This is a genomic window from Bacillus cihuensis, from assembly GCF_000504145.1.
In the GTDB taxonomy this organism is placed as follows: Bacteria; Bacillota; Bacilli; order Bacillales; family DSM-1321; genus Peribacillus; species Peribacillus huizhouensis.
Genome location: NZ_KI632495.1, coordinates 727,632 through 741,890, shown reverse-complemented (window position 1 = coordinate 741,890; position 14,259 = coordinate 727,632). Strand labels below are relative to the sequence as shown.

12 protein-coding genes are annotated in these 14,259 nt (G+C 36.1%); 11 read left to right on the top strand and 1 reads right to left on the bottom strand.

All coding sequences use genetic code 11. The features are described 5' to 3' along the window. Window positions 1–70 precede the first annotated feature (70 nt). Window positions 71–1,327, bottom strand: coding sequence for a DUF445 domain-containing protein (locus V179_RS0109505; protein WP_028391229.1), 1,257 nt, complete (start codon window positions 1,325–1,327; stop codon window positions 71–73). 325 nt (window positions 1,328–1,652) lie between these two features. Here V179_RS0109505 and V179_RS0109500 point away from each other — a divergent pair, with 325 nt between their 5' ends. From V179_RS0109500 to V179_RS0109445, 11 genes are all read left to right on the top strand, one after another. Beyond that, window positions 1,653–2,096: a MarR family winged helix-turn-helix transcriptional regulator gene (locus V179_RS0109500; RefSeq protein ID WP_028391228.1), complete on the top strand. Its 444-nt coding sequence runs from the start codon at window positions 1,653–1,655 to the stop codon at window positions 2,094–2,096. Window positions 2,097–2,147: 51 nt separating this feature from the next. Further along, complete coding sequence (locus V179_RS0109495) at window positions 2,148–3,089, top strand: ring-cleaving dioxygenase (protein ID WP_028391227.1); 942 nt, start codon at window positions 2,148–2,150, stop codon at window positions 3,087–3,089. 15 nt (window positions 3,090–3,104) lie between these two features. Then, entirely contained in the window at window positions 3,105–4,163 is a 1,059-nt protein-coding gene (locus V179_RS0109490; protein WP_028391226.1) for an LLM class flavin-dependent oxidoreductase, read from the top strand. Between the two features lie 12 nt (window positions 4,164–4,175). Beyond that, a complete protein-coding gene (locus tag V179_RS0109485; RefSeq protein ID WP_028391225.1) occupies window positions 4,176–4,742 on the top strand; it encodes an NADPH-dependent FMN reductase in 567 nt (188 codons plus the stop codon). 1,069 nt (window positions 4,743–5,811) lie between these two features. Next, complete coding sequence (locus V179_RS0109480; protein WP_028391224.1) at window positions 5,812–5,946, top strand: BA3454 family stress response protein; 135 nt, start codon at window positions 5,812–5,814, stop codon at window positions 5,944–5,946. A gap of 36 nt (window positions 5,947–5,982) precedes the next feature. After that, window positions 5,983–6,936, top strand: coding sequence for a class II fructose-bisphosphatase (gene glpX, locus V179_RS0109475; RefSeq protein WP_028391223.1), 954 nt, complete (start codon window positions 5,983–5,985; stop codon window positions 6,934–6,936). A gap of 467 nt (window positions 6,937–7,403) precedes the next feature. After that, window positions 7,404–8,912 (top strand): glucose-6-phosphate dehydrogenase, encoded by a 1,509-nt coding sequence (zwf, locus tag V179_RS0109465; protein ID WP_028391222.1) that lies wholly within the window; start codon window positions 7,404–7,406, stop codon window positions 8,910–8,912. Between the two features lie 27 nt (window positions 8,913–8,939). Continuing rightward, window positions 8,940–10,934 (top strand): transketolase, encoded by a 1,995-nt coding sequence (tkt, locus tag V179_RS0109460; protein WP_028391221.1) that lies wholly within the window; start codon window positions 8,940–8,942, stop codon window positions 10,932–10,934. A gap of 70 nt (window positions 10,935–11,004) precedes the next feature. Continuing rightward, window positions 11,005–11,898, top strand: a complete 894-nt coding sequence (gene gnd / locus V179_RS0109455; protein ID WP_028391220.1) for a phosphogluconate dehydrogenase (NAD(+)-dependent, decarboxylating) — start codon at window positions 11,005–11,007, stop codon at window positions 11,896–11,898. 47 nt (window positions 11,899–11,945) lie between these two features. Next, window positions 11,946–12,614 carry a fructose-6-phosphate aldolase gene (fsa, locus tag V179_RS0109450; RefSeq protein ID WP_028391219.1) on the top strand — a complete coding sequence of 223 codons (669 nt, stop codon included), beginning with the start codon at window positions 11,946–11,948 and terminating at the stop codon, window positions 12,612–12,614. Between the two features lie 105 nt (window positions 12,615–12,719). After that, window positions 12,720–14,057, top strand: coding sequence for a glucose-6-phosphate isomerase (locus V179_RS0109445; RefSeq protein ID WP_028391218.1), 1,338 nt, complete (start codon window positions 12,720–12,722; stop codon window positions 14,055–14,057). The last annotated feature ends 202 nt before the right edge of the window (window positions 14,058–14,259 follow it).

Sequence of the window (14,259 nt, the reverse complement as noted above, 5' to 3'; positions counted from 1 at the left end):
TTCTTATAACAACCGATTAAATGCCATTTTAAGCGAGAGTAACAATTGATTTATTTGGTTTTAAAGGAAATTATGCTAGCTTAGACAAAGCTTGTACAACTGTTAGTAAGATCCCTATTATAAAACCGCAAACTGCTCCGTTAACACGAATCCACTGTAAATCTTTTCCGATATTATTTTCCATCATATCAATCAGTGTATCATTGTCTAACTTATCTAAATTCTCCTGCACAAGATTGCCAATTTGTTCATGATTATTTTCAACGAGAACTATTATTTGTTTCTGTATCCAATTATCAATATTCGTGCTATTTTCTTTTATATTGTCTAGTATGTGGTTCATTAATGGAATAAGATACATATCAATAAACTCATGATCTTCTACGAGATCTATTACATTTTTTTGAATTTGTTGAAGACTCTCGGTTATTGTTTGATCAGGTTCCCATTTCTCTAGAAGTTGACCTTTCCATTTTTCAATACTTACTAATACGTCCTTATTATCGTTAATACCTTGTATCTCGTTCCGGATATATAAGATTAAAGCTTCTCGATTCGGTTCGTTCTCAAATTGCAAACTCTTTATCACACTTAATAATAGATTTTGCACGATATTGCCGAGTTTCTCCTCGGTAAGCAGACTTTGAATGGATTTAAGTGCAAATTGAAGCATACCATCTGCTTCAATTTTGCTAAGTACATTCATGGAAACTGTTCCTAATCGTTGACTAGTTTGTTCTTTTCTTAACCAAGTCTCAGCTTTATTCAAAATATGATCCAATGCTTTTTTATCAAACTGTTCGTTAAGCAGTTGTGAACTTACGAGTTGAAGAAATTTGCTCATTTCCATTTTAGATAGAGTCGATATGATTTGTTTTTTTACGAAGGGTGTAATCTTTTCGATTTCTATATATTTAATCATTTGCGTGATCAGCCTAATAATACCTTTTCTAAACTTTTCAGTGTGTATCTGCTTGACTAAAATGGCGATCAGCTTTTCTGTTAAAGGAATTTGTTTTACTTTTTCCTGAATACTTTCCTTGGAAAGCCAGTCATTTTTCAACATCGAAACAAGCCCATTTGTCATTCTTTTTCGATTATTGGGTAGAAGTGCTGTATGTGGAATTGGTATTCCAAGTGGATGGCGAAATAGCGCAGTAACTGCAAACCAATCGGCTAATCCACCAACAAGCCCTGCTTCGAACCCTCCATGTAATAATTCGATCCAAAATGAACCTTGGAATGGGGTAGTTGCAATAAATCCTACCCCCATAATAATAAGTGAATACCTAGCAATTTTTCTCGAAGATTTTGTTTTTGTTGTCATTAAATTCCCTCATTCTTAAAAAATATACAAGTACTTAAACGATATCATTAGCAATTTTTAAATAGTACTTATGTTAATAATACTTTAAATCGAAATATGTATTAGTACTATTTAGTAGTATAACAGGTAGACTAATAAAAAATAACTATATTTCTTTTAGACATCTAATGTTTTCGGTTAATTCTTGTTAAGTAAATGATACATCAACCATTGCAGCCATCATTTTTAATGTTCTTGACATTACTCTTTTTAAGATTTATTACTTGCTATTCATTCATTTGAGTAGTAAAGTGATAACAAGATTAACAAAGAGGAGGGAAATAAAATGCGGAATAATACGCTAGGTTCATTAATTTGGTTACGTTTAATGCGATTTACGAATCAAAGTAACCAAATGTCGAATGACTTCTTAAAACGATTTGATATGACGACTGCTCAATTTGATGTTCTCATGCAAATCCGCATTTATCAGCCACTCACGCAAATGGAGTTAGCCGAGAAAGTGACAGTAACGCAAGGTGGTATATCGCGTATGCTCGTACGTCTTGAAAAAGAAGGTTATATTGTTCGTAAGCAAGATTGGAAAACGAAAACGATTAGCCTTACAGATAAGGCGGAATCTATTTTAAAACAAGCAATGCCTGAACAACTTGCCTTTCAATCGTCATTTTTTGAAGATGTATTAAACGAAGAAGAACAAAAAACGCTATATACACTAATGACACGTGTCCATAAATATAGTCAAAAAAGAGAATTACCGCCTGAGTAATTTTTTTTGCAACATCATTTGATTAGTCAAGTTATAAAAGGAGGAACAAACATGTATACAATTTCTGGCCATCATCATGTTTCGATGCTTACAAAAAATGCTCAAATGAATCATGATTTTTATCAAAATGTATTAGGGCTTCGCCGAGTGAAAAAAACTGTGAATCAAGATAACCCTACTATGTATCACTTATTTTATGGAGATTTAACAGGTAGTGCGGGAACAGAGCTGTCGTTTTTTGAAATGCCGATTGCAGGAAGAACAGTTCGCGGCACAAACGCAATTACACAAATTGGTTTACTAGTTCCGTCATTTGACAGTCTTATATTTTGGAAAAAGCGTTTCGAGTCATTAGATGTAAAGCACGGTGAATTAACGACATATGCCGGTCGAGATGCTTTACATTTTGAAGATTCAGAAGGCTTGCGAATGGTTTTGTTAAATAATAACGGCGAGAAGGTTCCTGAACAATGGTCAGGATGGGAAGGCTCCATCATCGAGCAACAACATCGCATTTTAGGAATCGGAACAATCGAAATCACAGTGCGTTACTTAGAACGATTAGCGAAAACATTAAAGGACATGTTTGGTTATGTAGAAGTGACTCGGTCTGACACAGAAGCCATTTATCAAGCTGTTGCTGGACAGTCATTCGGAGAGATTGTCGTCAAACAGAAAGAAGGGCCAAGTGAGAAGCCCGGAAGAGGAAGTATTCATCATTTAGCCATTCGTGTGAAAGATGAAGAAGAGCTACGCTATTGGGACGAGATCGTTAAAGAACGTGGTTTCCAATCAACTGGGGTTGTGGATCGTTTCTATTTCCAAAGCCTCTATTTCCGTGAAGCAAACGGTATTTTATTTGAAATTGCGACAGATGGTCCTGGATTTACCGCCGATTCGACGGTCGAAGAACTTGGTAAAACTTTAGATTTACCACCATTTTTAGAAGAACGACGTGCTGAAATTGAAGCAAAATTGACACCACTTGATTAAAAGGAGAGAGAAAATATGAAGCAATATCGTATTGATACAGATAAAGGACTTGAATTCGGTTTATATTCAATTGGGGATCATTTACCTAATCCACATACAGGCTCAAAAATTAGTGCTGAACAGCGGATTCAGGAATTAATTGAGGCAAGTAAGCTAGCTGATCAAGCAGGACTTGACGTATTTGCTGTTGGTGAAAGCCATCAAACGTTTTTTACAACACAAGCGCATACGGTCATTTTAGGGGCCATCGCACAAGCAACAACAAATATTAAAATTGCCAGCTCAGCAACGGTGTTAAGTACATCCGATCCTGTTCGAGTGTATGAAGATTTTTCCACACTTGATTTGATTTCAAAAGGTCGAGCAGAAATTGTTGCGGGTCGGGGTTCACGTGTTGGAGCATATAGTTTACTAGGGTTTGATGTCCGTGATTATGAAGAATTGTTTGAAGAAAAAATGGAGCTTCTTATGAAGTTAAATAACGAGGAAAAAGTAACGTGGGAAGGTCAATTCCGTGCGCCGTTAAACAATGCATCCATTTTGCCGCAACCTCAAAATGGTCAAATGCCAATTTGGCGTGCAGTAGGTGGCCCACCTGCAAGTGCAATTAAGGCTGGTTATGCAGGTGTGCCGATGATGTTGACAACACTTGGTGGTCCTGCTATTAACTTTAAAGTTTCGGTTGAGGCGTATCGTGAGGCAGCGGAGCGAAGCGGTTTTGATCCAGCAACATTACCAATCGCAACAACGAGTTTATTTTATACTGCAGAAAATTCACAGGATGCACTTCGTGAGTACTATCCACACGCTAATTCTGGTATGCAGGCATTACGTGGCGGCGGCTATCCAAAACAACAATTTGCGCAATCTACAGATTATCGTGATGCGTTAATGATTGGTAGTCCCCAACAAATTATTGAAAAAATGCTCTACCAAAATGAATTATTTGGTCAACAACGCTTTATGGCACAGATCGATTTTGGTGGCGTGCCATTCGAAAAGGTTGCAAAAAATATTGAACTGATTGCAGCAGAAATTTTGCCAGCGATTAAGAAATATACTGCTAAAAAATAAGGAGTGATTAGGATGAAAATTGTAGGAATCTCAGGTTCTAATGTAGGCTCTAAGACTCGAACAGCAATGGATAATACGATAAGATTAGCAAATGAGAAATATCCTGATGCAGAAATCACATTATTAGATCTTGCAGAATATGAACTGGTGTTTAGTGATGGACGAAATTATTGGGAATATGAAGGAGATACTAAGTATGTAACGGAAACCATCATGGCAGCAGATGCTATTATTATTGGTACACCTGTATTTCAAGCATCTATTCCAGCGACATTAAAAAACATTTTCGATTTATTACCAGTCAACGCTTTCCGAGATAAAGTGGTGAGTATAGTTGTTACAGCTGGTACAGCTAAGCATTATTTAATGGTGGAACAACAGTTAAAACCGATTTTAGCTTATATGAAGGCGCATATTGTTCAAACCTACGTATTTATCGAAGAAAAGGATTTCCATAGAAAAGAAATAATCAACGATGATATCATTTTCCGTATGGAGCGTTTAGTGGAAGACACAGTGTTGCTCGATCATGCTTACTCAGATATTCGCCGAGCGAAAGATGCGGAATATGACTTTTAATGAGGATAAGATTGAAAATGCAAAGTCTTACAAGAAATGTGATATGCATTTTTAAAAGTAGGCGCGATTTATAATGCCTAATGATTTGCGCAAGTGCCTTATGTTGGCTTTAATCATCTTGGATGGGATGCTTGTTTAAAAGTTGCGAAACTGATAGAACATACCTGAAACATGTGGAGAGGCTATTACAAACCATTAATCACAAGAAAATCGGAAGTTTTATTAGTGGGTTTGCTTTACTTATTGGATTCAAAACAAAACTAATTTCTTCTTAGTTTGCATTACTGGTGATTTTGGAAACACTTAAAGTAAAGATGATTGTTGGTTTCTTAGGTAACTGGCAAATGAATAGCTACGAGATAGAATTTTCTTTTTTGCAATGTCATTAAATCTAATTATAAATGGAAGCAAATTATTCTCGTTAACTCAAAACCTATCTAATAGAAAGAATGACAAAGTTCTTGAATATAAGGACTAACATCATAAATGAGCAATGTATTTGACACTAAGAAGGTAATAACTTAAAATTATCTCGTATTAAAGATATTTAAATTAAATATATATTAATACGAGGTAAACTTATACTAGTTCATTGGACTGGAGGTGGATAGTGTAAAAAAAGAACTTACTATTGAATTTGCTAAATCTGCACAAGAAATAATCAAATACGATTTGAGGAATTATAACTTTGGACATTCATCGATATCTGCATTAGACACTCTGTATCACAATTTGGGAACAAACTATCTAACAAATCGGCAAATAGCGTTTTCAAATTAAGCACTTCAAAGACATATGTCATCGATAAAATAGAGCAGCTCGACTGGATAGATGGCCGTGAAAACCGAAGTATTATATATGATGATAAGCATGTTAAATAAAATAAAACAAAAGGGAAGAATCGATTTTAAACTATAGCCATGAATGATCAGTTACAACGTAGTGAAAACTAATCGCAAGCAAAGATTCAGTTAAAATTACCACTAGTTTTTTTATACTAAAATATCTTGAAATCGAGAATAATAAATTTAAAGTAACTAAGTTTACAAGTTGAAAGGATGAGTAATTAATGATTGAAATATTTGTTACAGTTAAATGTAAAGGAAAAAATTATCAAACAAATGTTATTGCCCATAAAGGAATAACAGGAGAAGAAATTAAGCTTATAGCTGAAAAACAAGTCATTAAACAATTGAGTAAATAAGTAATTAAATTTATATAACAAAGGGGAGATATTAAAATGAACAGAAATTTATCAATGGAACTTGTTAGAGTGACTGAAGCCGCAGCTTTAGCTGCTGGACAATGGATGGGAAGAGGGAAGAAAGAAGAAGCAGATGAAGCAGCAACACAAGCCATGAGGGACATGTTTAATTCCATTCAGATGAAAGGCACTGTTGTTATTGGGGAAGGTGAGATGGATGAGGCTCCAATGTTATTTATTGGCGAAAAACTAGGAACAGGGACTGGATCTGAAATTGATATTGCTGTGGACCCATTAGAGGGAACGAATATTGTTGCTGCGGGGACATCGAACGCTCTCGCCACAATAGCAGTTGCAGACCGTGGTAACCTTTTACACGCACCGGATATGTATATGGAAAAAATAGCTGTAGGTCCCGAATCCGTTGGGAAAATCGATATTAATGCGCCGGTCATTAAGAATTTAACAGCTGTCGCGACTGCAAAAAATAAAAATATTGAAGATTTAGTAGTAGCCATATTAGATCGAGAAAGACATGAAAAAATGATTCAGGAGATTCGTGATTCAGGTGCAAGAATTAAACTCATGCAAGATGGGGATGTGGCAGCTGCAATAAATACTGCTTTTGATAATACAGGTGTTGATATTATGCTTGGCTCTGGAGGTGCCCCAGAAGGTGTATTAGCTGCTACCGCATTGAAAAGCCTAGGAGGGGAGTTTCAAGGAAAGCTTCTTCCACAAACTGAAGAAGAAAAAAATCGTTTGAAGAAAATGGGCATTCTCGATTTTAATAAAGTTTTATTAATGGATGACATTGTGAAAGGCGATGATGCCTACTTTGTAGCAACAGGCGTTACGAATGGTGAGCTTCTAAGAGGAGTTCAATATAAAGGAAATATTGGTACTACACATTCAATTGTTATGCGCGCTAAAACGGGTACAGTACGTTTTATTGAAGGACAGCATAGTATGATCAATAAAAATAATTAGACAAAGATGATACCGGAAATTCCCATCCGTTAAATCATGATTTTGTAATATGGCCACCAAGTTTAATGGATCTATCTTAGCCATAAAAATAGAAAAAAGCTTAATATGATTCCGGGTGTAATTGAAAATGGTTTATTTATTGGGATGTCCGATATTGTCATTTCATTAGATCAAAAAAATAATGCTTTCTTAATAGAACGAAGACAAGGTTTTACCAGTGATTACTTTTTATTTATAGTTAAGTTATTTTCGTTCACAATTTCGACACATTTTAATTGAAGTAGCATAATACCTTAATTATTATGGTTATATAAAGTAACCTTGTTATTATAAATGGAATTTTAGGTGCTTTGTTCGTAGTTAGCTAACATCGAAAGGCAAGTAACATGAAGTTGAAAACTACTAGCCGATACGATGTATTTAAAAATATCATTTAAAGAATGATAGAAGGAGAAGAGGATTTGAAATTGGAATCAATGACATTCGTCTTATATGGTGCAACTGGGGATCTAGCAAAAAGAAAAATATACCCTGCCTTATATAATCTATATCTTGATCAAAAAATGCCTCAATCTATTTCAATAATTGGATTAGGTAGACGTGAAATGTCTGATAAAGATTTTCAAAATCATGTGGAACAATCGGTAAGAACATTTTCTAGACGCATGATCTTTGAACGCGACAAAATGAATAAGTTTCTCGATGCATTTCGTTATAGTGCACTAAATGCAGCAGACTCAGAAGATTATGGAAGACTTTTAAATCTTGTCCAACAACGTGAAAATGAATTAAATATACCGGAAAACCGTATGTTTTACCTATCCGTTGGACCAGAGTTTTTTGATCTCATTGCCTTAAATATTCAAGAAAGTGGCTTAGGTTCCACAAAAGGATGGAAACGACTAATCATTGAAAAACCATTTGGACGCGATTTGCAGTCAGCACGAGAGCTAAATGCAAAATTAAGCCAAGCTTTTGCAGAAAATGAAATCTATCGAATTGATCATTACCTTGGAAAGTCTATGGTACAAAATTTAGAAACACTAGCGTTTACAAATCCAGTCCTTCAGACCCTATTCAACAATCAGCATATAGCTAATGTCCAAATTACTGCTAGTGAAACTGTAGGAGTCGAGGAGAGAGCTGGTTATTATGACCGAGCAGGGGCTATTCGTGATATGGTACAAAACCATATGTTACAAATATTGATGATGACTGCTATGCACAAGCCAAATACAATAAGCCCAGATGAAATTCGAAATGAAAAGAAAAAAGTGATGGAATCGGTTCGTCAATTAAAAAAAGAAGATGTAAGCATAGATGTAGTTCGTGGCCAATATCGGGCAGGTGAAATATTAGATAAGCCAGTTGTTTCTTATACAAATGAGCCTGGAATTGAAGATTCCTCCCCAAATGATACTTATGTGGCAGCGCGGCTTTGGATCGATAATCCAATTTGGCAAGGGGTCCCATTCTATATTCGAACAGGAAAAAGAATGGCTGGAAAATCTACCCGCATTGTCTTTGAATTCAAAGATTCATCAAGTGAGAGTTCTACAATAAAAGTAGCTCCTAACTTATTGATAATCGAAATCAATCCGAATGAAAATGTTTCTTTACAATTAAATAGTAGAAATCCGATAAACGGAGAAATTGAACCCTTAAAGTTTAGTTTTTCAACAGAGCAAGTAGGCGTACCTGAAGCTTATGAGCGTTTGATTTTTGATGCTATTCATGGAGATTCAACTTTCTTTGCTCATTGGAAAGAAGTTGAATTGTCATGGGAATGGGTACAACCAATTCTTGATGCTTTTAAAGAAAACCTATTACCACTTTATCTGTATAATGCAGGTTCTAATGGTCCTAAGGCAGCTAATCGGTTACTTAAAGAAGATGGATTCACATGGTGGCTGGATGATGTTTCGTTGGAAGACGAAGATCCAGTTGAAACCGTTCGTGAATTAGTAACACAATAACGAAATATCTAGGAGGATATAAATCTGATGAGTAAAACAATAGAAACAATGGCTGTAAATACGATTCGAACATTATCAATTGATGCCATAAATAGCGCCAATTCTGGTCATCCTGGTCTACCAATGGGAGCCGCACCTATGGCTTATGCATTATGGGCTAATCATTTAAACCATAATCCTGAAAATGCAAAATGGTTTGACCGTGATCGTTTTGTTCTTTCAGCAGGACATGGCTCTAGCTTATTGTATAGCTTATTACATCTAACTGGTTATGATGTTTCCATTGAGGATTTAAAAAGTTTTCGTAAATTAAATAGCAAAACACCAGGTCACCCGGAATTTGGTCATACTGATGGTGTTGAAGCTACAACAGGTCCATTAGGTCAAGGGATTGCAAATGCAGTAGGAATGGCTATGGCAGAAGCACACTTAGCAGCAAAATTTAATAAAAAAGAATTCCCAGTAGTTGATCACTTTACGTATGCATTAGTTGGTGACGGTGATTTAATGGAAGGTATTGCTTATGAAGCAATGTCTATGGCAGGTCATATGAAGCTAGGAAAATTAATCGCTTTATATGATTCAAATGATATTTCTCTAGATGGAGAATTAAACCTTTCATATGGTGAAGATACAAAAAAACGTACGGAATCTGCTAATTGGCAATATTTACGAGTTGAAGACGGAAACGACGTTACAGCCATAACAAAGGCGATTGAAGAAGCGAAACTAAATCTAGATCAACCAACTCTTATCGAAATTAGAACGATTATAGGTTTTGGTAGCCCGAAAGTTTCTGGAACGAATAAAGCGCACGGTAATCCACTTGGGGCTGATGAAGCGAAAGCAACAAAATTAGCTTATGACTGGAATTACAAAGAAGATTTCTATGTACCTGTAGAAGTCAAAGCCCACTTTGAGGAGTTAAAACAAGTTGGCCGTGAAAAAGAAGGTCAATGGAATAAATTGTTTGACGCTTACAAAGAAGCTTTTCCTGAAATGGCAAATGAACTTTCTAATGCCATAGATGGTAAGGTTTTAATTGAAGCACAAGACATTTTAACTTTCGACACGGATAAAGAGGTTTCAACTCGAGTGGCAAGTGGACAAGCCATTAACCACTTTGTTAAGACTGTTCCAGCAATTTTTGGCGGAAGTGCTGACCTTTCAGGCTCTACGATGACAGATATTAAAGGCGAAGCGAAATTTGCTGTCGAATCATTTGCTGGTCGCAATGTGTACTTTGGTGTTAGGGAACATGCAATGGGTGCTGCTGGTAATGGGATGGCACTTCACGGCGGAGTAAAACCATTTGTTAGTACATTCTTTGTCTTCAATGATTATTTACGTCCATCTATTCGTTTAGCAGCTTTACAAAAGCTCCCTGTTACGTATGTGTTTACTCATGATTCAATTGCAGTAGGAGAAGATGGTCCAACGCATGAACCAGTTGAACAACTTGCAGCTCTTCGTGCGATTCCAGGACTGACAGTCATTCGTCCCTCAGACGCAAATGAAACAGCAAGTGCTTGGGCATATGCTTTAAGTCAAACAGAAGGGCCGGTTGTATTAGTATTAAGCCGTCAAAACTTACCTGTGTTTGATGAAACGCAAGCCAATATTGAGAACCTTACTAAAGGTGCTTATGTGTTAACTCAAACAAATGAAAATCCAAATGTTATTCTCCTAGCTACAGGTTCTGAGGTTTCCTTAGCTGTCAACGCAAAAACGGAACTTGAAAAAGACCACGTATCAGTACGTGTTGTGGCAATGCCGAGTTGGGAACTATTCGATCGTCAATCTGAAGCATATAAAGAGCTGGTACTACCATCTACAATTACTAAACGAATAGCAATAGAAATGGGTATTTCCCTTGGTTGGGATCGTTATGTAGGAAATGAAGGGAAAATTGTATCCATTGCTACATTTGGTGCTTCTGGTACTGGAGCAGCCGTAATGGAGTTATTTGGATTTACAACAGCAAATGTTGTTGAAACTACAAAAAAATTATTAAATTCTTAAAGTAAAAACGTAAGGACATTACGAAATATCTTTAAACATCTATGAAAAGTTAAATTGAGGGGGAAAAAACATGCAAGTCGGATTAATTGGATTAGGAAAAATGGGATTAAATCTTGGTAAAAACTTAATTGACCACAAACATCAAGTAGTAGCATTTGATCTAAACCCAAATGCAATAGCAGACATACAAAAGTACGGTGCGAAAGGTACAACGAATTTAAGCGAACTTTTCCTATCATTAGACAAACCAAGAGTTCTTTGGATTATGGTGCCACACTCTGTTGTTGATTCAGTTCTTAGTGAAATCACACCATTGTTGGAAAAAGAAGATATTGTGATTGAAGCTGGAAATTCCCATTACAAAGAATCCATTCGCCGTTATAACCAACTAAAAGAAATTGGTGTTCATTATATGGACGCTGGAACTTCTGGTGGGATGGAAGGTGCTCGAAATGGAGCAAACTATATGGTAGGTGGAGACTCTGAAGCTTGGATGGTTGTAGAACCTATTTTCCGTGATACTGCTGTAGAAAATGGCTATATCTTTACAGGTAAAGCAGGTGGTGGGCATTTCCTGAAAATGGTTCATAATGGTATTGAATACGGAATGATGGCTGCCATTGGTGAAGGTTTTGAACTCCTAGAAAAAAGTGAATTTGACTATGATTATGAAAAAGTTGCAAAGGTTTGGAACAACGGATCTGTTATTCGCTCATGGTTGATGGAATTAACAGAAAGTGCTTTCTCTAAAGATGCAAAACTAGACGAAATCAAAGGGGTCATGCATTCTTCAGGCGAAGGGAAATGGACGCTCGAAACAGCTTTAGACCTTCAAATGGCAACTCCAGTAATTGCGATGTCCTTGTTAATGCGTTATCGCTCATTGGAAGAGGATACGTTTACAGGGAAAGTTGTTTCAGCACTTCGCAATGAGTTTGGTGGGCATGCTGTAGAGAAAAAGTAAGAAAATAACAAAAAAAATTTTTTATGAAAATATGGGGGTAATTTATAATGAAATTTTTTATCGATACTGCAAATCTAGAGGATATTAAAAAAGCGTATAAAATTGGCGTTCTTTCTGGTGTAACGACAAATCCTTCATTAGTGGCTAAAGAAGGGGTTAAATTCGAAGATCGTATTGAAGAAATTCTAAAAGCTGTACCAGTTGTTGAGTCTGTATCTGCAGAAGTAACTCCTGCTGCCGTTTCAGCTGAAGAAATGATAGCAGAAGCAGAGGAATTAATTAAAATCAATGGTGGAGATAAAAAGGTAACAATCAAAGTACCGATGACTTTAGCTGGCCTAGAAACAACACGATATCTTGCAGCAAAAGGTGTTAAAGTCAATGTGACTCTTATTTTCACTGTGAACCAAGCACTTTTAGCAGCTCGTGCAGGTGCTGCTTATGTATCACCATTCTTAGGTCGTTTAGATGATATTTCTGAAGATGGTGTTCAATTGGTAGCGAAAATTGCTGAATTATTCCGTGTTCATCAACTAGAATCACAAATCATTGCAGCTTCTGTTCGACATCCAGACCATGTAACTCGTGTAGCTATGGCGGGTGCTCACATCGCGACGATTCCTTACAGTGTCATTGAGCAACTTACTAAACACCCACTTACAGATCAAGGTATCGAAAAATTCGCAGCTGATTGGGAAAAAGCACCTAAAAACTAAGCATTCAGATTAAGTAGCTTGAAACATTTCATAGACGTTTAATAAAATAGCAATCAGTTCATCCCTGATTGCTCCTAATCTTACATTTAATTTAGGAGGATTTACATGACTATTTCTTTTGATTACTCAAACGCATTATCATTCATGCAACAAACTGAAGTTGATTATCTTGATGAATTTGTAAAAGTTGCACATAATCGACTTCACGAAAAAAAAGGACCAGGTTCTGACTTTCTTGGTTGGGTGGATTTACCGAATACCTATGATAGAGAAGAATTTTCAAGAATAAAAAAAGCTTCTGAAAGAATTCGTGGTAATTCTGATGCGTTAGTTGTGATCGGTATCGGTGGTTCATATTTAGGAGCAATAGCTGCAATTGAAGCACTTTCTCATACATTCCATAACCAGATGAGTGATGCAACTCAAGTATATTTTGCTGGTCAAAATATTAGCTCTACATATGTAACGCATTTGCTAGAGTTGCTTGAGGGTAAAGATATATCTGTGAATGTTATCTCTAAATCTGGAACAACAACTGAACCTGCCGTAGCTTTCCGTATCTTCCGAGACCATTTGGAGAAAAAATACGGGAAGGAAGAAGCGAAAAAACGTATTTATGCTACCACTGATAAAGCAAATGGGGCACTAAAAAAACTAGCAGACGCAGAAGGATATGAAACATTCGTTATTCCTGATGATGTAGGTGGAAGATATTCGATATTAACTGCAGTAGGACTCTTACCAATTGCTACTGCTGGACTTGATATTGACCGCATGATGGAAGGTGCTCAATCTGCCGCACAAAAATACAATAACTCAGAGCTTGCAACAAATGAAAGTTACCAATATGCAGCAGTACGAAACGCTCTTTACCGTAAAGGAAAAACGATTGAGCTGTTAGTAAACTATGAACCTTCACTACATTATGTATCTGAATGGTGGAAACAATTAAATGGTGAGAGTGAAGGGAAAAATCAAAAAGGACTGTTTCCTGCTTCCGTTGATTTTTCAACTGATTTACACTCGATGGGACAATATGTACAAGAAGGTCGCCGTGACTTAATTGAAACTGTCCTTCAGATTAAAAAGCCTCAGATTGAACTAACTATTCAAGAAGATCCAGATAATATTGATGGTTTGAACTTTTTAGCTGGAAAAACAATGGATGAAGTCAATAAAAAGGCTTTTCAAGGGACTGTTCTGGCACATGTGGATGGCGGAGTACCAAATTTAGTCATCGAATTGGATGAATTAACGGAGTTTACATTTGGTGAAATGGTTTACTTCTTTGAAAAAGCTACTGCAATAAGCGGCCACTTGCTTGGCGTAAATCCGTTTGATCAACCAGGTGTTGAGGCATATAAGAAAAATATGTTTGCTTTACTTGGTAAACCAGGTTTTGAAAAGGAAAAAGAAGCTTTACTTCAACGCTTATCAAAATAATTTAGTAAAAAATATACTCTTATTAGAGCTGAAAATGAAAGCTCTAATAAGAGTATAGAATCATTTTTTAATACTTTATCTCGAAATAGAGATAATAAAATTCAAAATTTTTACTGATTAATAGATGAAAGATTTATATTTATTTTCATTACTGAAAGTGCTTTCTAACGACTTTGAAATTAAGCGACAAGTGAAGGGTGAA